This is a genomic window from Catenulispora pinistramenti, assembly GCF_018274385.1.
In the GTDB taxonomy this organism is placed as follows: Bacteria; Actinomycetota; Actinomycetes; order Streptomycetales; family Catenulisporaceae; genus Catenulispora; species Catenulispora pinistramenti.
On the sequence record NZ_JAAFYZ010000207.1, the window covers coordinates 1 to 20,209 of the forward strand.

Genomic DNA, 20,209 nt, shown 5'->3' on the forward strand with positions numbered 1-20,209 from the left:
GGGGCGGGGCTCCGACGCCGGCGGAGGTGGAGCCCGTCGTGGGTCCCGGCTGCCGCGAACCGCTGGGGGTGGCGTGCCGGGAGGAAGACGGAGGGTTCGACGGCGGAGGGTTCGAGGGCGGGTTCGCTCCGGACGCGGGGCCTGTCGGCTGCGGACTGCCGGGGGTGCCCGAACTCGACGGAGCCGTCGAACCGTGGGCAGGGGTGCTGCCGGACGCGGCAGCCGGGGACGGGATCGACCCGTCGGGGGTGGCCGCGCCGGGCGAAGTGAGGGCCGAGGTCGAGGCGCCGGCGGCGGCGACGGAGGCAGCGGCACCCTTGGAGCCGCCGGTGCCGACAGCCACCGCGACGCCCAGGGCGATCGCCACCACGGCGGCCCCGACGGCGAAGACCGGCGCGGGGCGACGGGTCGATCGGTCGGGCTCTGCGGTCGATCGCTCGGGGCGAGGAGTCGAAGGCTGCTGCGCGACCGCGTCGGATTCGCGCGGCGATTCCTCGTCGCCGTCATCCGAGCCCGGCGAATCACGCGGCTCGGGGACGTCGCGGGAATCAGTACTCGGATCCGGCTCGGCGACCGGCGTTCGGGGCTCCTCGCGCCGATACGCCGAGGTCCACGCGACGTGGCCCTCGGCCTGGTCGGGCTGGTCGGGCTCGTCGTCTTCGGCTTCGGCGGCGACCCCCGAGGCCGCGGCTGCGGCCGCACCCAGCCCGACCGGCGGCGCGGTCGCCTTGTCAGCGCACTCCCGAGCCGCCCGGGACATCTCCCCCGCGTCCGGCCACCGCAGCGCCGGATCCTTCGCCAGCGCGCGCCCGACCAGCTCCCGCACCTCGGCCGGAATCGAGTCCGGCAAGGGCGGCGGGGGCTCGTGGACGTGCGCGTAGAGGATGGCCGCGGCCGATCCCCGGTCGAACGGAAGCTCCCCGGTCAGGCACTGGTAGGCCACGACGCCGAGGGAATACAGGTCGGACAGCGGGGTGACAGCCCCCTGCGATATCTGTTCCGGCGCCAGGTACGGCGCCGTCCCGAGCACCGTGTCGGTGGCGGTGAGCCCGATGCCCTCGCCCTCCCGGGCGATCCCGAAGTCGCCCAGCGCGATCCCGCCTTCGGAGCGCACGATCAGATTCGAGGGCTTGACGTCCCGGTGCACGATCCCGCGCTCGTGCGCGGCTTGCAACGCCGCTGCCGCCTGGGCCGTGTAGTCCAGCACGGTCGCCAACGGCAGCGCGCCTTGTTCCTCGATGAGGCTCGCGAGGTCGCGGCCTTCGAGGAGTTCCATCACCAAGTAGGCCGGGAGCCCGTCCGGGTGTTCCCCGGACGGCGGCGCGGCCTCGCCGTAGTCGTAGACCTCCAGCACGCCGGGGTGCCGGATGGCGGCCATCACCCGCGCCTCGGTGCGGAACCGCTGCGCGAACCCGCGCGCTCCGACCAGCGCGGGCAGCAACAGCTTCACCGCGACCTCTCGCGCCAGCACGACGTCCTCGGCCCGCCACACGTCGCCCATCGAGCCACCGCTGATGCGGTTGACGAGCCGGTAGCGTCCGGCAAGCACAGTTCCGGTTCCCCACATGGTCTCCGATGGTGACAGGACGGAACGGCTGCCGAGGACCGGATGAGCCGGGGCCGGCGCAACTGTGCCCGATCGTCTCCCGGGCACCGTCGCCGAGACTGCCCGGAAGTCTCTGGGCCGGCCGGCGGTGCGCCCGGCAGACTCGATGCCCACCATGCCTATCGTGAACACCGACGACGAGCTGTGCCGGCTGACACTGCTCACTCCCAGCGGCCGGGTCGAGGTCGCGGCCCCGGCGGCGCCGCCGCTGGCCGACCTGCTGCCCGATCTGCTCCAGCACGTGCCGGGCGCCTCCGGGGCATCCGGAACCGCGTCGCGCCGCGGCGGCGGTACCGACTCCCGGACCGGGGTGCGGCCCGGCGCCATCTGGGTGCTGCAACGCCTCGGCGGCGCACCGCTGGACCCCGGCAAGAGTCTTGCGGCCTCAGGCGTGCTCGACGGGGACGTCCTGCATGTGCGTCCCGTCGGGGATGCGCTGCCGCCCTCGGTGTTCCACGACGTGGCGGACGCCGCGGCGGCTGCGACCCGGGCCCGGACGAACCGCTGGCAGCGTACGGACAGCCGGACCGCGTGCCTTGCGGCGGCCTGCCTGGTGCTCGTGATCGGGGCGGCGGCGCTGGCGGCGAGCGGTTCCGGGGGCGCACACGGAGCGGCACTGTCCCAGAGCACTGTCGCCTCGACGTCCGGCGGCGGCTCGTGGCCGGTGGTGAGTGCGGTCGCCGCGGCGGTCTCGGTTCTGCTCATCGGGTGCGCGGCCTACCTGGCACGCGGGCTGCGCGACGCGGTCGCCGGTGCGGTGATCGGCTGTTGCGCGCTGCCGTTCGCGGCGGTCGCCGGGGCCGCGGGAGCGGCGGGCACCAGGACCCTGAGTCACTTCGGAGCACAGCAGGTCCTGACCGGCGGCGCGGCGATGGTGATCGCGGCGGCCCTGGCCGGGTTGGCCGCGGCGGGCCCGAATCGCACCTGGACCACGCCGGTGTTCGTCGGCGCCGGCGTCCTGGGATTCCTGCCGGCGCTGGGCGGCGGAATCGCCGGCTGGTGGCCGGACGGCGGCCGGGCCGGTGCCTCGGCGGCCGTGGTGTGCCTGGGCCTGCTGCTCACTGCCCTGGCGCCGGCGACGGCACTGCGGCTGGCCGGCCTTTCGCCGCAGGGGGTGCCCGGGAACGCCGAACAGATGCGCGCCGATGACGAGCGCGTCGACGGGCTCGGCGTCGGCCGCCGCAGCGCGGTCGCCGACTCCGCGTTGTCGGCGCTGCTGGTGAGCATCGGCCTCGCGGACATCGGCGCGTTCGCCCAACTCACCACGCCACGCTCGGGCAACAGCCTTTCCGTGTACTGCGCACTGGCGCTCGTCGCGTGCGCGGCGCTCGTCACGGTCCTGCGATCCCGGTCGTTCGCCGGCCGGACGCAGCGGCTCGCCCTGTTCGTCCCGGCCCTGGCCGCCGCGGCCCTGCTGGCCCGTTACGTGTCGGCTCACGGCGGCACCGCCGGCGGTCTGGGCGTGGCCGCGGGCAGCGCCGCCGCGGCGCTCGGCTTGATCGCCGCCGCCACCTCCGACCACTCCCGGGCCGGGCATCCGTACCGGGACCGGGCCGCGGACCTGATCGAGACCGTCGCCGCGCTCGCGACGCTTCCGCTCGCCTTCGAAGTGCTCGCCGTGTTCGGCCACGTCCGGAGCAGCTGATGACGACACCGGAACGTACCCGCACCCCGGCCGCCACAATCGCAGGACTCTGATGTCGGTATCGCGCCGCGACCTCGCCCAGGCCCACGCGTTCGGCGTCGGCCGCCTGCTGTCCGCACTGTTGCGCGGCGACCCGGACGAGGCGCACCCCGCCACCGGCCGCATGATCGGCGGCACCGTGGGCAGCCTCGGCCTGGCTCTGCTCGGCACCCTGGGGATCGGCGTCTACGGCGCGTCCCACCCCCGGGACAGCGGCACCTGGCGCACCCCCGGCGCCGTCATCCAGGTCCGCGAGACCGGTGAGCGCCTGGTGCTGATCGACGGCGTCCTGCATCCCGTTCTCAACTTCACCTCGGCGCGGCTGCTGGCCGGGAGCACTCCTTCGGTCCTGGCCGTCGGCCAATCAGCCCTCGACGGTACGCCGCGCGGCCTGCCGGTCGGCCTGCCCGGCGCCCCGGACGCGGTCCCGGCCCCGGACCAGCTGGTCACCGGGCCCTGGAGCACGTGCGCCGAACCGGGAACAGGCGGCGCTCCGTCGGCGACCATGGTCATCGGCGCGCGGCCCGGCGGCCTCACCGTCGATGCCGGCCACGCGCTCGTGGTCTCGGCTCCCGACGGCACGCTCTATCTGATCTGGAACGGAACCCGGCTGCGCGTCCCCGACGCCCACGCCCTCATCGCCCTGGGCTATCCGCCCGGCCTCGCGCCACGCCTGGTCGACGCGACCTGGCTGGACTCGGTACCGCAGGGTCCTGATCTGTCGGTGCCCGCGGCGCCGGCCGGCACCGTCGCCGTCCTCGGGCGGACGGACGTCAAGCTGGGCACCGTCTTCGCCGTCACCGGAACCGGCGCGGTCCCGGACTACTTCCTCGCGCGCCGCGACGGCCTGGCCCCGATCAGCCAGACCGACGCGCTGCTGACGGCGTTCCAGAACAAGACGCGCATCGACGACTCCGCGACCCGCGCGCAGCTCGCCGCCGAACCGCGCATCATCGCCGGCGCCTCCGTCCCCGGCCACCCGCCGACGCCGGTGCCGCTCCAGGACGGCCCGGTCGCCACCTGCTCCGTGGCCTGGACCGCTGACGCGCCGCCGACGATCGTCCTCGCCGCGTCGCAGGGGTCTGCCTCCCAGCCGCGGGTCCGGGTCGCGGGCGGGCACGGCGCCCTGGTCCGAGCCCAGCCCGCGCCGGGCGTCGCGACCGGCACGCTGTACCTGATCACCGACACCGGCCTGAAGTACCCGCTGCCCAGCGCCGACGTCGCGGGCCGGCTCGGTTACGCCGGCGTGACCCCCGCCGCGGTGCCCACGCAGATCCTGGCCCTGATTCCGACCGGCACGACGCTGGATCCGGTGGCTGCGGCTGCCTACCACGACCCCTCCACGACCGGGACCGCCCAGTGACCACCATCCTTTTCCGACGCCCCGCACGCCAGAGCGCGCCGCCGATCCCGGCCGGCGACATCGCGCTGATCCCGCCGCCGGCCGTCGCCGAGAACGACGGCGACGCCATGGGTTCGGCGCTCCAGTTCCTGCCCATGGGCCTGGGCTCGCTGGGCTCGGTGCTGATGTTCACCAGCCGTGGCGCCAGCCCGCAGGGCATGCTCGGCGGCGGAATGCTGGGCCTGTCCTCGATCGGCATGGGCGTGGCACAGTTCGGCCAGCGCGGCGGCCAGCGCAAGCGCAAAGTCGCCGGCGATCGCCGCGACTATCTGCGCTACCTGGACCAGCTGCGCAAGCAGGTCGGGCAGGCGGCCGCGGCGCAGCGCGCGGCACTGTGTTGGACGCTGCCCGATCCGGCCGCCCTGTGGCAGATCGCGGATTCGCCCCGGCTGTGGGAGCGGCGGGCCGGGGACGAGGACTTCGGCGACGTACGGGTGGCCACCGGCCGGCAGCGGCTCGCGGTGCGGCTGGAGCCGCCGGAGACCAAACCGTTCGAGGACCTGGATCCGCTGTGTTCGGTGGCCCTTCGACGGTTCATCCGCGCTCACTCGTCGGTCGAGGACCTGCCGCTGGGCATCTCCACGACCGCGTTCGGCCGGATCGTGCTGACCGGCGATCGGGACGCCGCGCGGGGCCTGGCGCGGGCGATGGTCGCGCATCTGGCGACGTTGCAGGGTCCTGATGAGCTGGTTATCGCCGCGTGCACACCCGCGGGGACGCTCCCGGAGTGGGACTGGATCAAGTGGCTCCCGCATTCGGCACACCCGGACGCGCGCGACGCGGCCGGGCCGCTGCGGCTCATCACCGACGCAGCCGCCCTGGACCAGCTGATCTCGGGCTTTCTGCGCGATCGCGGCAGTTGGGGATCGGCATACACCGGGCCGCACGTGGTGATCGTGGTGGACGGCGACGGCCCGGCTGCCGGTGCGCTTCGCGGATTCGCCGGTGTGACAGTGCTCGATGTCTCCGGCACGGTCCCGGACTCCGGCGTGCCCGCACTGCGTTTGGACGTCTCGGCGGACGCCCTGCGCACGGTCGGTACCGACCCGTCCGGTGAGCCGGTGCGAACCCAGATCGGCGTGCCGGACACCCTGACCCGCACCGAGGCCCGCGCCCTGGCCCGCACCCTGGCCCGGTTCCGCCTCCCCGACGCCGGCGGCCAGACGGCCGCGGCCGGGCCGGTGGGATTCAGTGCCCTGCTGGGCATCGGGGACCCGCGGCAGCTGGACCCGGTGCGCGCCTGGCGGCCCCGACCGCCGGCCGACCGGCTACGGGTACCGATCGGCGTGGACGAGCACGGCGCCCCGGTCGCCCTGGACATCAAGGAGTCCGCGCAGGGCGGCTTCGGGCCGCACGGCCTGGTCGTCGGCGCGACCGGGTCAGGCAAGAGCGAGCTGCTGCGCACGCTGGTCCTCGGACTGGCCGCGACACATTCCTCGGCCGAGTTGAACCTGGTGCTCGTCGACTTCAAGGGCGGCGCTACGTTCGCCGGACTCGCCGACCTGCCGCACACCGCCGCGGTCATCACCAACCTGGCCGACGAGCTGACGCTGGTGGACCGGATGCGCGACGCGCTGCACGGCGAGATGGTGCGGCGCCAGGAACTGCTCCGGGCCGCCGGGAACTTCGCCTCGCTGCTCGACTACGAGCAGGCGCGGGCGCGCGGCGCGGCGCTGGAGGCGCTGCCGTCGTTGTTCATCGTGGTGGACGAGTTCAGCGAGCTGCTGTCGAGCCGGCCGGACTTCTCCGAGCTGTTCGTGATGATCGGGCGGCTCGGGCGCTCGCTCGGGGTGCATCTGCTGTTGGCGTCGCAAAGGCTTGAGGAAGGTCGGCTGCGCGGTCTGGAGACCCATCTGTCCTACCGCATCGGCTTGCGGACCTTCTCCGCATCGGAGAGCCGACTGGTGCTGGGCGTCGGCGACGCCTACGAGCTGCCGCGCGACCCGGGGCACGGGTATCTGAAGTTCGACACGCAGTCGATGGTCCGGTTCCGGGCGGCATATGTGTCAGGGCCCTACATCGAGCAGGCTGATACCTCCGGCGGTCCGGCCCGGACGCAAGCCCGGGTCGTGACGTTCTCGGCACGCAACGGCGCGCCGGTGGCCGAGGCCGATCCGGTCCGCGAATCCCCGGTGCGTCAGGACCGCGACGGAACGAACGTCCTGGACCTGGTGGTGGCCGGGCTCAAGGGCAAGGGCCCGGCGCCGCACCGGGTGTGGCTGCCGCCGCTGGACGCGCCGTACGCGCTGGACACCGTGCTGCAGTCCGCCCCGCGGGACCCGGCCGGGCTGCGGGTGCCGGTCGGGGTCGTGGACCTGCCGTTCGAACAACGGCGGGATCTGTTGTGGGCGGACCTGTCCGCACACGCCGGGCACGTCGGGATCGCCGGGGCGCCGCAGACCGGCAAGAGCACGCTTGTCCGTACCCTGATGGCGGCGCTGGCCGCGACGCACTCGCCGCGGGACGTCCAGTTCTACTGTCTGGACCTGGGCGGCTCGCTCGGGTCGCTCAGCGGCCTGCCGCACGTCGGCGGCATCGCGGGCCGGCTGGACGGCGACCGGGTGCGGCGGACCGTCGCGGAGGTCACCGCCGTCCTCACCGCGCGCGAGGCGGCCTTCGCCCGCGCCGGCGTGGACTCGATCGCGACCCACCGCGCCCGCCGGGCCGCCGGGGAGTTCGCCGAGGACGCGTTCGGCGACGTGTTCCTGATCGTGGACGGCTGGTTGACGCTGCGGCAGGAGTACGAGGACCTGGAGCAGGCGGTGACGAATCTGGCGGCGCGCGGGCTCGGATACGGCGTGCACGTGGTCGTCACCGCGGGCAAGTGGTCCGAGCTGCGGCCGTCGCTGCGGGACGTCCTGGGGACGCGGTTCGAGCTGCGGCTCGGCGATCCCATGGACTCCACGGTGGGCCGCCAGGCCGCGGCCGCCGTGCCTGCCGGGCGTCCCGGCCGCGGTCTGACCGCCGCCGGCAGGCACTTCCTGGCGGCACTGCCTCGCCTGGACGGTGTCGGCGGCGTCGAGGCCCTGGCCGAGGGCACGGCGAAGCTGGTCGCCGAGATCGGCGGGATCTGGCCGGGGGCGTCGGCGCCGCAAGTCAGGATGCTGCCGGACCGGGTGCCGTGGCGGGTGCTGCCGCCGGCGGCGGCGCGCGGGCGGATACCGTTCGCGTTGAGCGAGGAGACGCTGGCGCCGCTGGAGCTGGAGTTCGACCGCGATCCGCACCTGCTGGTCATCGGCGACACCGAAGCCGGCAAGACCAATCTGCTGCGCCTGATCATCGGCGAGATCTGCCGGACGTACTCCCCGGAGCAGGCCCGGCTGGTCGTCGCCGACTATCGAAGAGCCCTGACGGACGCGGCTTCGCCGGCCCACCTGCTCGGACACGCGGCGTCCGGGAAAGCGCTGGCGGGCTTCGTCCCGCAGATCGCCCAGGCCATGCGGGAGCGGCTTGACGACCCCGCCGCCGGCGGCGGTCCGCGGCAGCGGCCGGACCTGTTCGTGATCGCCGACGACCACGACCTGACGGCCACCGGCGCCGACAATCCGCTGGCGGCGCTGGCCGACCTGCTGCCGCAGGCCCGCGACATCGGGCTGCACCTGATCGTGGCCCGGCGGGCCGGCGGCGCGGCGCGGGCGATGTTCGAGCCGGTGATCGCGCGGCTGAAGGAGACCGGGAGCCCGCTGGTGCTGATGTCGTGCCCGAAGGAGGAGGGCGCGATGTTCACCGGGATCAAGCCGCGCCCGCTGCCGGTGGGCCGGGCGCAGTACGTGACGCGGGGTGCGGGGCTGCGGCTGGTGCAGACGGCGCTTTATGAGGAGGCGGGGCAGTGAGGCCGGTGGGTATGGCGGGCGTGGACGACCTGTTGGACGAGCGGTCCGCGCGGCGGGACCGCTCGGTGGTCGCGGTGGCGGCGGATCTACGGTCCGCGCTGGCCGACGACGTGGTGACCGGGCAGGCTGAGGCGACGCCGACGGCACCGCCGGAGGCCGCGGCGCCCACCGGAGGCTTCACGGCGTCGGCTTCGAGCGGCACGGTAGCCGGCGGCGCGGGCTCGGGGGGATGGAGCCGTGCGGCGTCATCGGGCGGGGTCGGTGCGGGCAGCGCGCCGGCGACGGTGACGGTGTCCGTCTCCGGGATCGGCGAGCTGCGGGATGTCGCGATCTCGCCGGAGGCGCACGTGCTGCCCGCCGACCAACTCAGCACCTTGATCAAGGCGGCGATCGCGGACGCCAGGCGGAACGCGGCACTGCGGTGGCGCGACCGGTTGGAAGCGGAGCTCGGCACAGAACTGTCCGCCGTCGGCGGCGACGCCATCGGCGACCTCCTGCGGGAGAACGGGAATGTCTGAGTACACGACGCCGATAGACGAGGCGTCGGCCCGGATGCTGATGACGATGCTGGAGTCGGCGGCCCAGGACGTGCGGTCGTGGCTGGCCGCGCGCCACCGCGGCAGCAGCGGCGGCGGCGAGGTCACGGCGGAGGTCGGGCCGACCGGCGTGCTGACCGGGCTCACGATTCAGGAGCAGGCGCGGCGCCGGCTGGACGCCTCGACGTTGGGCGATCGGGTGGTGGCGGCGGTGCGTGCCGCGGAGGCTGCCGAGCGTGCGGCTTATGCGCAACGGTTTCCGGGGCGGTTGAGGTAGGGGCTCGCGGCGGCCTGCAAAGGTTCAAGGCCGCCGCGGCTCGCCGCACGTTCCACGTGGCCGCCGATCAGGGCCGTGCCAAGAGCTCTTTCCACGATCAGCGCCGTACCAAGAGCTCCTTCGTCCGCCCGTCCCTCGCGGGTCGCTGATCGCGCGGCGGTCGGCGACGACCGGGCCGGCCGGGCCGTCTCGGTTCGGCCGTCGCCGAGATCCGTTCGCCGCCCTCGCCTTCGTCCCCGCTCGCGCGCCGAGCCTTCCGCCCGGCCGCGGCCGCCGCCCACACCGCGAGCACGATCCCGCCCGCCGCCGCGGCGAACCCCGCCGCCCCCGCCGAGATCGCCGCGGGCCGCCGTGCGAACGCTCCGGCCGGCGCCGACCCGGGACTCACGACAGCCGTCTTCGCCGCCTTCCCCTCCTCCGGCAGCACCGCCGTCACCGCCGAATAGGGGTTCACTATCCCCCACCCGAGCGCCGCCCCCGGGAGCGCTCCGGCCGGATGGTCCGCCGTCACCTCGATCCGGTGCCGCACCTGCTCCGGCGACAGCCCCGGGTGGTAGGCCCGCACCAGCGCCACCACGCCGCTCACGAACGGCGCGGCGAAGCTCGTCCCGTCGACGAGCACGTCGCCCGGACCCCTGGCCAGACTCGCCACCTGCACCCCGGGCGCCGCGACCGCGACATAGTCGCCGGTCTCGGAGAACTGCGCTACCGCGTCGTCCGGCCCGGTCGCCGCGACCGCGATGACACCGGGATACGCGGCCGGGTAGGTACGCGGATCGCCGCTCTGCTGCTGGTTCCCCGCCGCGGCCACGATAACCGCGCCGCGCCCCTGCGCGTACTCGACGGCGGCGCGCAGCTCCGGGGTGGACGTGAGCGAGACCAGCGAGGTGTTGATGACCCCGGACCCGAGGTCGGCCGCCCGGCGGATCGCGAGCGCGAGGGTCCCGGCGGTGCCGTCGCTGTCGCCGATGCTCTGCCGCACCGGGATGATGCGGGCGCCCGGCGCGACGCCGGCGAAGCCGGTGCCGGCGGCGGGCTGGGCCGCGATGATGCCCGCGACCGCCGTGCCGTGGCCGTGGCAGTCGAGCGTGCCCACCCCGGCCGTGCCGATCACGTCCGCGCCGGCGTCCACATGCCCGGACAGCTGCGGGACACCGGCGTCGACGCCGGTGTCGATCACCGCGACCTTGACCCCGTCGCCGCGGGTCAGGGGCCAGACCCGGGAGAGGTCGAGCCTGGTCTGGGCCCAGGGGACGGCGGCCGAGGCCGCGACCGCGGGGAGCGCGGACGCGGTGTCCGGGCAGGTTTGCGATGTGGAGGTGGCGGCGTCGGCGGGCGCGGTGGCCGTCGCGTACGGCAGGGTGCTGAGTATCAGGACGCCGGCGACGGATGCGGCGCGCCTCATGACGGCATCAGGATTTTCAGGGCGGCCCGCTGCACGGCGTCCGAGACCTCGGGACACACGAATCCGAGCCCTGCCATGTGCGCGCCGAACTCCGGTTCGGGTACGAGACCGTAGGTCCGGACGTAGTAGGTGAGTGCGTCATTCCAGATCCAGGTGCCGTCGGTCCGGAAGTCGATCGGCACCACGGCCCCGAGGCCGGGGTTCCGCACGTCGTCATCCCTGGCGGTGGTCACCAGCAGAGCGCTCCCGGCGTCGAGATAGCGGAGCAGCTGCTCGCGGGCGTCCGGATCGACCGTCGGGTGCTCGGCATCGAAGTATCCGGTGCCGGTCGCGTCGGCACCGTCGAAGACCTTGGCGATCCGGATCGCCGGGTCGCCGTCGGCACCGCCCTCATCGTCAGCTCGATCTGCGCCGGCGCCTGCGCCCACCCAACCAGGTGCCGGAAAACCGGCCTCCTTGAAGATCTCCACTTCCCGCCGGTAGTCCTCAGGCGACGACGGCTCGGGGAACACCGGCTCGTCATGGCCGAACGTCCCCTCGAACCGCCCGTCCGCCCACAACCGGTAGTCGACGCTGAACCACGAGACCAGCGGCGGCACGTCCCCCAACTCGCGCAGCTCACGGAACAGCCGCATGGCGTCGTCCGTCAGCCTCCACGGCCTCATCGCGCCGTCGAGGTGCACGACGCGGGCGCGCCCTTCGAGCCGGTCGCCCAGCGCCGAACAGCGCACCATCACCGTCGACCAGTCGGAAGGCAGCGTCGCGGCCAGCACGTCCGCGATCCGTCCCAGCACCGCCTGGCGGCTCTCCACCAGGTCGAAGGCGTCGAGCCGCTGTGGTGCGTCCTGCGACGGGTCGTCCCGCATGGCGCTGCTCCTGGCCTCGTCAGTGATCATCGGTCGCCCCCAGTATCCCAGCGAGCCAGCGCGGCACCCGCGGCTCGGCGGCGCCGAACACGGCGCCGAGATCGTCCAGATAGGCCTCGGGCGGCGCCGGCGGCGTCCAGCCCGGATCGGCTTCGAAGTTCTCGGTGTAGACGAAGCCGGGTCCGTCGGAGCGCGAGTCCAGCGTCAACCGGGCGGAGTACCAGGTGCCGGCATCGGGCGTGAAGGCCTGCCGCCGCAGGGAGCGGAACAGGGGGGCCAGCTCCGGCGGCGGATCCACGGCCGGCGTGGCGCCGTCCGGCATGATCACCGTGAGCTGGTACTCCTCGACCGTGCTCAGCAGGCGCACGACCAGATCGAGCCGGCGCCAGCCGGCGAAGGGCACCGCGGCGCGCAGCAACCGCGCCGCCTGCCCGGGCGACGCTCCACGGTCGAGGTCGGTGCTCTGGTCCGCAGGGTCCGTACTCGCGTTCATTCGCCGATCCTCCTAACTCTGACGGTTGCGCTTGCGTCTGGCCCCGGTCGCCCGCGCCGGATCGGGGTCGGGCTTCGGACGGGGCAGGTTCGGGAACGTTCGGATCACGACCGCGGTCTTGGAATGCGGCGGCGTGCCGAACTCCAACACCGTCCGGGTCGTGAGGTGGCCGGGGGTCGTCGGATGCAGCGCGGCCTGGTCGTCGCCCCAGCTCGCGACGACCTCGTAGCTGAGCGTCTTCACACCGTTCTTGTGCAGGGCCGCCAAGTGGTTTTCGTGGTTGTGCCACGCGCCGCTGCGGTTCTCGTGCGCGTACTGCGGGTGGTAGTTCACGAGTTCCTTCGGCCCGTCGGACTTCGCGTCGACGATGTGTCCGCCGTCATAGGCCGCACTCGGGAACCGCTGGTGGAGGCCGATGTCGGCGATCTCGCCCACCGCGACGAGGTCCGGCGTGTCGGTGAGGTTGAGCTTCGCCAGCATGTCGTCCGTCTGCGCCTTGAAGTCCTCGGGGTAATGGCCGCTGAGGATCTTCTCGACCGGGCCTCGGACGGCCTCCCAGCGCTTGTCCACGGAGAGCCCCAGCTCGTCGGCGGCCTTCTGAGCCTGCGGGACGATGTCTTTGATGAGACGGTCGGTGATCCCGGCGGGCGGTGTCGCCTTACTCTTCTTGGCGTTGGCGGGCGCCTCCTCCTCAGCCGCCTCATATTTGAGCCTGTCGAGAAGGAACTTCTGGGCGCCCTTCGGGACACCGGCGGGGAAAGCCCGCGTCAGCATGTCGTCGACGACTCTCGTCGCAGCGTTCACCTTCTGCTCGCGATGGGCGAGGTAGACGGCGGCGTGCGCAGCCAGGCGTGCGCGGGCCGCCACTTCCTCAGCGGTCTCATCGTCCCGGTGCCGCACCTGCGACCGCTTCAAGACTTCCTTGACCGCCGTTTCGGAGTTCGCCAGGCCGACGTAGGCGGCGCGCTGCTGGAGGCCGTTGTTGCGCTTGTCCTCTGTCTTGGTCCCGGTCTCGGGGTTCGTCCACGCGGTGCGCTCATCGTGGACATACGCCGGCGAGCCGTGCTCGTTCGTGTGGTACGTGATGCGGTTGTTGACCCGATAGACCGTGTTCGGCTTGACGGCGGTGCCGAATCTGTTCAGCCCTGTGTCCTTGGTACCGAGCTCGACGTTGAGAACGGCCTTCTTCGCGATGGCACTCCAGGTGTCGACATGGGTGATCTCCTTGTCGGCGTCAGTCCAGAACGTGGACTTCCGCATCACACCGTCCGACATCATGTGCTCCACGGTGTAGCGGGTCATCGGCTGGAGCGGATTCGGATTCCGGTGTTGCAGGTCTATGAAGGCCTTGACATCAGGGAACTCCTTCTCCGCGGCCGGAGATTCCGGCGCCGCGGCGAGTTGTACCGTCAGGCCCCCGTCGAACCAGACGGCGGCGGCCTCGTTCTCGTGCCGGGGTTCACTCCAGGCGCGGTCCGGGACCGGCTTGCCGTGCTGGTCGGTCCGGAAGTCGAACGCGCCGAAGCCGTCGAGGAAGCGGTAGTGGACGTCGCCGAGCAGGTGGTGCGCGTCGGGCTCGGCGTCGACCACCTTTCCGGCTTCGGCCGGATCATTGCTCAGGGGGGTCGTGGGGATGTGGATCTGGGCGTGGGTGATCTGCCCGTGGTCGCCGGTCCAGAAGTGGTCGGCCTCGGACTGGCCGTCCCGCTGAACCGCGTAGAGGGTGTGGGGTTCGCGCTGATCCACGGCGACGTCGAACTTGTCGGACTTCCTGTCCGGCCCCAGACTGACGTCGACTCGCTGCCTGGTCGGGCCCGGATCCCACCCGCCGACCGCGGCGGGGACGCCGGCGGGATGGCCGGCGGGATGGCCGGCGGGATGGCGCGTGGAGGCGACGGCGTGGGGAGCCGGGTGGTCGGCGGCAGGTGCCCGGGGCAGCGGGGGTAGCGGAGCCGTCGGGACTGGCGCAGCCCGTGCGGCGTCGGCATCGCGGAGCAGGATCCTGCTGATCGCCTGATGCAGCTCGCTGCTGGGATGGGTGCCGTCGCGGATGGCGGCCAGCAGTCCTCCGTCGCGGAGCGTCGACACGAGCTGATCGCCGAGTTCGGCGGTGTTCTGAGCGATCTGAGCGTTCTTACTCTCCTGGAGTTCGGGGCTGACCAAGTCTTCGTCGAGCTCCACCAGCAGGCTCATGGTGTCGACGGCAGCGCGCACGGCCTCCGGGGCGTTCGGAAGCAGCGCGTCGGTCCCGTTCCCACCGCGGACGCCGCGGACGACCGAGACCTCCAGAGCCGCCTTGCCGGCATGCGGGTCGTCCGCGAGGCCCGTCAGGCCGTCGTCGGGCTCGAACGTGCGCCAGGTTCCGGTCACGGGCTTGTACGGCTGCATGACGCCGGTCTCCCTGGTGATCGGGGTGACCCAGACGTCACCGTCGACCGGGCTGGACCAGGCCAGGTCGCTCGGCGCCACGACCTGGACCCCGAGCTCCCGCGCGAGCTGCTTGGCGAAGCCGTCATCGAGGCGGCCGGTGTCGCAGGAGTGCAGCCGGATCGGCTGCTCGCCATCCCATGCGGAGCCGAGGATCACGCGCGCGAGCTCCCTGGGCGAGACGAGGTCGTGCCCGGCCTCGACGACGCGGGACGAGCCGTGGAGCCCGACGAGGAACTGGTCGGGGCGATCAGGACGGCCGGCGTACGCCTTGAGGCCGGGGAAGTGGTCCGCCTCCTTCTCGTCGCGGGGATCGCCGAGCAGGACGCCGTTCGGGACCTCGGTCGCGTAAAGGTCGTGGAACGCCTCGACTTCAGCCGGAGTGCCGAAGGCGTCGTCGTATCGGACGGCGCCCAGCGGAAGTGCCTCCTCGTGCAGCTGCCCACGCACGCCGTTCTCGATCGTCTTCAGCCCGGTGACCGCGGTGCGGCGGAAGCGGGACTCGTTGACCGCCTGGCGGTCGGCGGGTTCGGCGGTACTGAGGAAGTGGTCCATCGTCGCGTTGAGACGCAGCATCAGGGCGCCGTGCTGGGCCGTGCTGGGGAACGGATGGTCCGCGTTCTGCTGCATCAGCTTGAGGACCCGGTCCAGTTCCGCGGACATCTCACGACTCGAGCCGAGGTCCAGTCCGTCGAGCAGTTCCCGGCCCCGTCGCAGATCACGGACATCCTTCTCGATGCCCTCGTCGTCACGTTCGAACAAGGACTCGGCCACCCGCCCGAAGTAGCCGTGGGTCGCGTTGACGAGATGCGTCAGCGGATCGTCGGACTCGATGACGTGGCCGGCCGGCCGGACCAGATCGAGCAGCCCGTCGGTGAGCCCCCGGGCCGGGCCGTCCCGGAAGGCGCCGAGGGTCCGGTCGAACGGTGTGGCCAGGGCATCGGCCAGATCACGAAGCGGGCCCTCCGGCTCGGTGCGGAGCACGGCGCGGACATCAGCGGGAGGGACGGTCGTGCGCAGCGCTGCGGCCAAGCCTGGACGGTCCCGCACGGTCAGGCCGGTGTCCGCCTCGATCTGGTTGAGGGCTTTGAGAAGGTCGGGGACAGACAGGGGGGTTCTCAGGACGCGGTCGGTCAGCGCATTCCAGGCCTGGGTTTGGCGGTCGACGCGGTTGCGCTCTTCGTGCAGGGCTGCGAGTTCTTCGCGGTTGTCGGCGACTGGCACGGGCGGCGGGGCTTCGGGCGCGGGCTCGGCGGGGGTCTCGGTCGAGGGGCCAGTCTCGGGCGCGGGCTCGGCGGGGGTCTCGGGCGCGGGCTCAGTCTCGAGCGCGGGCTCAGTCTCGAACGCGGGGTCGGCAACGGCTTCGAGCTCGACCGGGGCAGTTTCGGGCGCGGGCTCGGCGGGGTCTTCGGTCCGGCTGCGCGGTGCCTCGCCGGCAGGCGTGCGCGTCGGTTCGTCGGCGACTGTGCCAGGTGTCTCCGCGGCGGAATGGATCGATGCGGGCACCGCCGCAGGGCTCGGGATGCTGTCGGAGTCTGCGGGGGTGTGGGTGTCTTCCGCGCTTTCAGCAGCTTCAGCCGACCGCCCCAGCCCGGACAGCCGGTCCCGCTGGTCCTTGCTCAGCGTCCCGGTGACCTTCTCGTCCAGCTCGTTCCGTACCAGCAGCTCCAGATGCGCCGGGCTGAGCTCCTGCCGAAACGACACGGACCCGCGCAGCCGGGCCGCGATCGCCGTCGCCTTGGCGACGCGCCGGTCGCTCAGGCCGCGCAGCGGGTTGTCCGGGTACAGCATCTTCAGTACCGCTTGGACGTCCGCCGCCGACGGTTTCTGCGGCTCCACCACCGGGGCGGCCGGTACCGCCAGTTCGCGGCGCGCGGCCTGGTCCGCCAGATCGGCGCGCAGTCGCGCGATCTGCTCCGGGCTCAGGCCGTGTCCGGCGAGGTCGTCGTCCGTGACCCGGCCCAATGCCTTGCCCAGCATGCCGCGGAAGACATCTTTCTCCTCCGCGGGATTGATGCCGTCCAGGACGAATGCGTTGTCGCCGCGCTCGGCGAAGATGGCATGCACGTCCGCGAGTTGCTTGGCCAGCTTGGCCGGGTTGGCCGCGTTGGCCGGGTCGGCCGGGTCGGCCGGTTCCGGATCGCCGGCCGCCGCCTTGAACGCGCTGTACTTCATCCGAACGGCGTCGTTCGGCGAGACCGTGCGCAGGCCGCCGACCTCCACCGGCGGCTCGTAGGTGCGCAGCAGCGGCGTGGAGGTCATGTCGACCGTCGTGGAGAAGCCGTCGCGGCGCACGGTGAGCTCGGCGCCGGACTGGCTCGGCTTCACCGTCACGACGTAACCGGCCTCTGTCAGGGCTTCGCGGACACCGCCCACGGCTTCATCACTGAAGCCGTGAGTGGCGTCGTGGCCGCCGGTCGCGATCAGGTCGATGTCGTCGGTGCGACGGTAGGTGAGCCCGTACCGGGCCATCGCGCGACTGCCGCCCAGGACCAGGCCGTGGCGGGCTGCGACAGCGCGCAAGGCACGTTCGGTGATGTCGTCCTTGGTGGACTCGATGACTTCCTGCGGGTCGGTACGTTCGGGCTCGGCGTGTTCGGGCTCAGTGTGTTCGGACTCAGTGTGTTCGGGCTCGGCGTGTTCGGGCTCAGTGTGTTCGGACTCGGTCGGCCGGTCAGGACGCGGCTCGGGGCTCGTTGCGGTGCGCGACTCGGGACGCGGATTGCTCTGCGGCCCGGGACGCGTGACGGTCTCGCGATTCGGCGTGGGAGGCGCCGGATCCCGGTTCGCCCTGAGCGCTTCGATGATCGGCGGTTGCACGACCGGCGCCGGCGGTCGTTCGTCGGCGAGCACAGCGCGGGTCGGGGCTTGCGGCAGCACAGCCTGGCTTTCGGGCCGGCTCCCGGGGGCTTGCGACGTGGCGTCGACGGCCGGGGGCCGGGGCGACTCGTCCTGGAGCAAGGTGCCCGGTGTCCGGCCACGCAACTGGTCGACCAGGCCCATGACACCGTCACGAGCGCCGCTCTGGGCCGTCCTTTGCGCCATGGCCGCGTCGAAGCGCGCCTTCTGATCGGCGGTGAGCGGTGTGGCGTCGTCGACGCCGAGGAGTGCGCGGGCGGCTGCCTCGTGCGACATGCGGGGGCCGGTCGGCGTGTCGCCGGATCGGCCGGGAGACGGTTCCGGCGCATGGGTGGCCTGGGCGACCGGTTCGCGCTCGGGCACCGTCGAATGTGGTTCCGGCGCATGGGTGGCCTGGGCGACCGGTTCGCGCTCGGGCACCGTCGAATGCGGTTCCGGCGCATGGGTGGCCTGGGCGACCGGTTCGCGCTCGGGCACCGTCGATTGCGGTGTCGGCGCGGTCGGCGAAGACTCAGTGTGCTGATTCTGGACCGGCTGCTCGACAGGCTCGTGGGCAGGATCACCGCTCACCGGCAACGGCCGCGATAGCGGATCGCTCAGAAAATGCCCCTCGGGCATGGAGTGCGCGCCGCCATTCAGCACGCTGAGAATGTCCGGCGTGCCAGACGCGGCCCCGGCCGGTTCCGCCGGCGTCTGGCTTCGCGCTTCGCTCGGCGGATGCCCGGCTTCCACCGGGCGGCTGTCCTGCGCCGGGCCGTGGTTCGCCGCCGGGCCATTGCTCACCGCCGGACCGTCCGCCACCTGTTCTGCCGCCGGTTCCGCCGCCGGTGCCCCCGAGCCGCCACCGGGCGCCGGCGGGTCCGGAACCGGCACCTCGGCCACCGGCACCGGCACCGCCGCCGCCTCGGGAATCCGATCGTCCAGAACGTGTACCGCCCGCTGGCTCAGGTGCTCGTGCGCCGCGCCGCCGATCCCGCCCAGCGCGGCGTCCAGCAGCCCGTGCCCGTCGATCGCCTGTCCGGTCGCGACATCCGTCAGGATCGTGGACCCCACACCGATCGCCGCGTTGCTCGCGACCTTCCCAAATGGCTTGCTCAGCGCGCTGCGCAGCGCCGGAGTGTGCTCCGCGGCCTTGCCGAGCACGCCCCCGAGCGCGCCGGCGAAGGCCCCGGATATCGCGGCGCCCTCGGCCGTCTTGCCGACCTCGCCCCAGTCGATGGACGTCCGGTGGCCCTGAGCCTTCTCGATCCCCTGCGCGAGCAGGTCCAGAGCCGTCATCTGCACGGTCATCTTCAGCGCCGCCTTGAACGCGGCCTTCAGCACCGCTTCCAGCAGTTCGCGGACGACCAGCCGGGACGCCGCGACCTCTCCGGCGATCGACAGCTCCGACAGGCCGAAGGTCAGCGGGGCCAGGGACTGGGCGATCGCGATCTCCACCGCGAGGATCACCAGCTGGCCGATGATCTCGATGCGCGAGGTCTCGACCTCGTCGGCGAAGCCGTCGAGTTCCTGGCCGATGTCCTGGCACTGCTTCACCAGAGCGTCGAGGATCGCCGGCTGGTCGCCCTGCGGCTGGGTGAACATGTTCCAGTACTTGGTGAACGCCTCGGAGGCGGTGCCGCCGTAGGAGGACGCCGCCTTCTTCGCCGCGGTATCGGCGTCGGTGAATGCCGGCTGGAGTGCCGTCGCCGCGTCGGTCCAGGCCTGGCCCGCCGCCCGCAGCGCCTGCTCGTCGCCGTCCGGCCACTCCTGCCCGCACACGATCGCCAGCAGCCACTGGACCGGGGCGGGAACCTCGGTCGTCACGCGCCGGCCTCCTCGCCGACGCCCACCGACCGCGCGCGCTTGACCGCCTGGGCCTCGGCGCCGCCGTAGTTGGTGGTCACCGACCGCAGGCTCGCGGCGATGTCGCCGAACCGGTCGCCGATGGTCTTCAGCTGCTCGAACATCCCGTCCCGCTGTGCCTTGTAGCCGTTCGCGCCTTCGGCGAAGCCCTTGCCGAGGGAGTCCGTCCCCCACGGTTCACCCGACGCTTCGAGCGTGGTCTGCAACGTCTGCGCGGCCTTGCGGACGGCGTCCACGGCGCTGTTGAACCCTTGTGCCGCCGTCGTCAGCCCGGCCGGATCGACGACGTATCCGCCCGCGCCATCAGTACCCTGATTGGGTGCGGGGGCTGTCGGACCCGGCGGCGGTACCGGCGGCGCGGGCGCCGGAGGGGCCGGCGCTATGTGCGGCGGCGCGGTGGGCGCGTGGGAGCCCGGCGGCTCCTCCCCCGCCCTAGCCACGGCCGATGACCGGCGGCGGTACGTTGGTGTCCGCGCCCCAGATGTCCTGGTCCTCCGGGATCCACGACTGGCGCTGACGCTCCTCGCCGTCCTTGCCCGCGCCGTGCCCCATACCGCCCATCCCGCCGGGGTATCCCATGCCGGCGGCACCGTTGGCGCCGCCGTTCGCCCCGGCCGCGTCCCGGGGGTCGATCGCCCCCGACGACGCGCCGCCCGGCCCCGCCCCGAACGCACCGGCCGCACCGCCGCCGATCGGAGACCCGACGCCGCCGAGCGGGCCCAGCCCGGCCCCGCCGCCGAACGCCGACGAGCCGCCGAACCCGGTCCCGGACGCGGGCTGGAAGTCGGCGAGCTTCGTGGACGGGTCGAAGCCGAAGGGCAGTCCGGTGCTCGGGTCGATCCCCGTGTAGCCGGGCAGTCTCGGGTCGACGCCCGACGATGCCGGTACCCCGATGCCGGGGCCACCCGGGCCGTCGGCTCCGGGTACCGCGATCCCGGGCCCGCCGGGCAGATCCATCCCGGGCACGGCCACGCCC

At 73.0% G+C, this 20,209-nt stretch carries 11 protein-coding genes and 1 pseudogene; 5 read left to right on the forward strand and 7 right to left on the reverse strand.

Annotated elements, in window-relative coordinates; genetic code table 11:
- Positions 1-1,567, reverse strand: a 1,567-nt coding sequence (locus KGQ19_RS38385) for a serine/threonine-protein kinase (protein WP_212018635.1), incomplete at its 3' end; no start/stop codon positions are given.
- 163 nt (positions 1,568-1,730) lie between these two features.
- Here KGQ19_RS38385 and eccD point away from each other — a divergent pair.
- The 5 genes from eccD to KGQ19_RS38410 are packed head-to-tail and all read left to right on the forward strand — an operon-like array spanning position 1,731 to position 9,338.
- The gene (gene eccD / locus KGQ19_RS38390) at positions 1,731-3,251 is read left to right on the forward strand and encodes a type VII secretion integral membrane protein EccD (RefSeq protein ID WP_212018637.1); all 1,521 of its coding nucleotides are present in this window, start codon (positions 1,731-1,733) and stop codon (positions 3,249-3,251) included.
- 52 nt (positions 3,252-3,303) lie between these two features.
- Positions 3,304-4,653 carry a type VII secretion protein EccB gene (eccB, locus tag KGQ19_RS38395; RefSeq protein WP_212018639.1) on the forward strand — a complete coding sequence of 450 codons (1,350 nt, stop codon included), beginning with the start codon at positions 3,304-3,306 and terminating at the stop codon, positions 4,651-4,653.
- Positions 4,650-8,525 (forward strand): type VII secretion protein EccCa, encoded by a 3,876-nt coding sequence (gene eccCa, locus KGQ19_RS38400; RefSeq protein WP_307856633.1) that lies wholly within the window; start codon positions 4,650-4,652, stop codon positions 8,523-8,525. The genes eccB and eccCa overlap by 4 nt, the downstream gene beginning before the upstream one ends.
- Positions 8,522-9,043, forward strand: a complete 522-nt coding sequence (locus KGQ19_RS38405; RefSeq protein WP_212018641.1) for a YbaB/EbfC family nucleoid-associated protein — start codon at positions 8,522-8,524, stop codon at positions 9,041-9,043. The genes eccCa and KGQ19_RS38405 overlap by 4 nt, the downstream gene beginning before the upstream one ends.
- Positions 9,036-9,338, forward strand: coding sequence for a YbaB/EbfC family nucleoid-associated protein (locus KGQ19_RS38410; RefSeq protein WP_212018643.1), 303 nt, complete (start codon positions 9,036-9,038; stop codon positions 9,336-9,338). Before KGQ19_RS38405 ends, KGQ19_RS38410 begins: the two co-directional genes overlap by 8 nt.
- A 97-nt stretch (positions 9,339-9,435) precedes the next feature.
- Here the strand turns inward: KGQ19_RS38410 and mycP are convergent, their stop codons facing one another.
- From mycP to KGQ19_RS38440, 6 genes and pseudogenes are all read right to left on the reverse strand, one after another.
- Complete coding sequence (gene mycP / locus KGQ19_RS38415; RefSeq protein WP_212018645.1) at positions 9,436-10,743, reverse strand: type VII secretion-associated serine protease mycosin; 1,308 nt, start codon at positions 10,741-10,743, stop codon at positions 9,436-9,438.
- On the reverse strand, positions 10,740-11,639 hold the full coding sequence (locus tag KGQ19_RS38420) for a hypothetical protein (protein ID WP_212018648.1): 900 nt from the start codon (positions 11,637-11,639) through the stop codon (positions 10,740-10,742). The genes mycP and KGQ19_RS38420 overlap by 4 nt, the downstream gene beginning before the upstream one ends.
- Positions 11,629-12,102 (reverse strand): hypothetical protein, encoded by a 474-nt coding sequence (locus KGQ19_RS38425; RefSeq protein ID WP_212018650.1) that lies wholly within the window; start codon positions 12,100-12,102, stop codon positions 11,629-11,631. The genes KGQ19_RS38420 and KGQ19_RS38425 overlap by 11 nt, the downstream gene beginning before the upstream one ends.
- 12 nt (positions 12,103-12,114) lie before the next feature.
- Entirely contained in the window at positions 12,115-19,194 is a 7,080-nt protein-coding gene (locus KGQ19_RS38430) for a WXG100-like domain-containing protein (protein WP_212018652.1), read from the reverse strand.
- Positions 19,191-19,469: a hypothetical protein gene (locus KGQ19_RS38435; protein WP_212018654.1), complete on the reverse strand. Its 279-nt coding sequence runs from the start codon at positions 19,467-19,469 to the stop codon at positions 19,191-19,193. Before KGQ19_RS38435 ends, KGQ19_RS38430 begins: the two co-directional genes overlap by 4 nt.
- Before the next feature lie 196 nt (positions 19,470-19,665).
- Positions 19,666-20,209: pseudogene (locus KGQ19_RS38440) on the reverse strand (hypothetical protein); the annotation flags it as partial.